The sequence below is a fragment of the Paratractidigestivibacter sp. genome, assembly GCF_052362415.1.
Classification (GTDB): Bacteria; Actinomycetota; Coriobacteriia; order Coriobacteriales; family Atopobiaceae; genus Paratractidigestivibacter.
The window spans coordinates 1-1,778 of record NZ_DAWEMK010000136.1 but is presented as its reverse complement, the minus strand read 5'-3'; the positions used below and the strand labels follow the sequence as shown (position 1 = coordinate 1,778).

The following is a 1,778-nucleotide window of genomic DNA, read 5'->3' as shown; positions in this document are numbered from 1 at the left end:
CTGCGGCTCGTCCTGGCGCCGATGCCGCGGGCGGCGAGCCTCGGGGAGAGCTCCCTCCAGGCGGCCTCGGCGTCGGGCGCGAGGACGGCGATGGACCGGCACCCCTCGCCTGCCTCGCGGCCGGCCTCGCAGGCTATTGCCTCGGGCTCCGCCGAGGGACCGGCGGGCAGCAGCACCCTCACGGACCCGGTCGGCTCTATGGGGGCGCTCTCCGAGCGGAACACGCGCGAGACGAGCTGCGCGAGCTCCCCCGGTCGGCCTGCGGGGCCCACGCCATCGTCCTCGGCCTCCTCTTCGGCGGGGGCGCCCGCCTCGGCCGCGAGCGCGAGGAGCTGGTCCGCCGCGAGCCGACCGAGCTCGTCGGCGGGAGCATCGGTGGCCCTGCAGACGAAGGTCACCTCGCGGTCGCGCGCGAGCCGGGCGAGCATCCTCAGCTGTGGGAGGCCGGCGTCGTCCAGGCCGCTCGCGACGACGGCCGAGGCGTCCGCCGCGGAAAGAGCCCCCGGCAAAAGCCCGAGCGCCTCGCAGGGCTCGACGAGCCCCGCGCCCTCGAGCTCCCGCGCATAGTCGCGGGCAAGGCCCGCGACCTCGGCCTCCGCGTCCGAGAGCCCGCAGGGGGCCTCGCCCGAGAGAAGCTCGGGCAGGGCGCGCGAGACCAGCCCTGCGAGCAGCCCCCTCGTGCCCTCGTTGTCCCGCACGCGCGACCCCGCGCGCGATGCCGCGCGGGAAACGACGCGCAGGCAGAGTATGTCGCGCGAGATGCCGTCGACGACGCGCCTGCCGTCGCCCCACACGCCCCAGCGCTCAGCCGCCCAGGACGAGGCCGTCGTCGCCTCGACGCCGACGCCGAGCCCCGGCATCGACGCGAGCTCCCGCTGGGCGCTAAGGGCGCAGGAGAAGGTGGGCAAAAGCAGCGTCGCGCGCCCGCCGGCGCCGATGCCAGCGCGCAGCGCGCGCTCGACGGCAGGTGTGAGCGGCTCTTCCCGCTCCGTTCTGACGATGTGCAGGGCCATGGGCTCCCCCATCCCGCGCAAAGCGCGGCTCGAGGTTCTTCTTTGTTTGATGGTACGACGGGGACGGGACAACAATCCCCTAGTCGGCGCAGCCAGCCCCGTCGAGGCGCGAGAGCACCGTGCGGTAGCCGCCCCGCTCGCCGTTCAGGCATTTGGACACGCGGCTCACCGTGGTGGAGGAAGCGCCGGTCGCGCGGCTCACGTCGGCGTACGAGTGGCCCTCGGAGAGCATCGCCGCCACCTCGAGCCGTTGCGAGAGGTCGTCGATCTCGCGCGGGGTGCACAGGTCGCCGAGGAACGCCGCGGCCTCCTCGTCGGTCCTGAGCGACCGGAGCGCGGCATAGAGCCTGTGTTCCTCGGTGATCTCCATTCATTACCTCCTGGCGCGAGCGGCGGGTCGGGTGCCCGGCTTGGGCACGGTTTTCCTAGAACACTTTAGCGCAATAAAGCATCCAGCTGCCGGGCGCGCCGCGCCGAGCGGCCGTTAACGCCAGAACAACAAGATATCGCGCGATGAGCCCGCCGCGGGAGCAACCTGCGGACATAGGACCGGCCCCGGCTCAGATGCGCAGCCGAGGCCGGGTTACTCACGAGCGAAAACACATGCGGCTACTGGATGACCGAGCCCACGAACATCCCGACGAGGCTGATCACGATCGCGCCGACGAACGCCGCGCCGAAGCCGTCGACGTAGACGCCCGCGTGGAAGATGTTGCGCGAGAGGTAGCTCGCGAGCTCGAGGACGAACGCGTTGACCACAAGGCC

The 1,778-nt window shown here is 72.4% G+C and carries 2 protein-coding genes and 1 pseudogene; all 3 read right to left on the bottom strand.

From position 1 onward, the window contains the following. Positions 1–1,013, bottom strand: a pseudogene (locus ACT84W_RS09830) (hypothetical protein); the annotation flags it as partial. A gap of 79 nt (positions 1,014–1,092) precedes the next feature. Continuing rightward, positions 1,093–1,383, bottom strand: a complete 291-nt coding sequence (locus tag ACT84W_RS09825) for a YerC/YecD family TrpR-related protein (RefSeq protein ID WP_417575446.1) — start codon at positions 1,381–1,383, stop codon at positions 1,093–1,095. 239 nt (positions 1,384–1,622) lie between these two features. Continuing rightward, a complete protein-coding gene (locus ACT84W_RS09820; RefSeq protein WP_444329079.1) occupies positions 1,623–1,772 on the bottom strand; it encodes a hypothetical protein in 150 nt (49 codons plus the stop codon). Between the last annotated feature and the right edge of the window lie 6 nt (positions 1,773–1,778).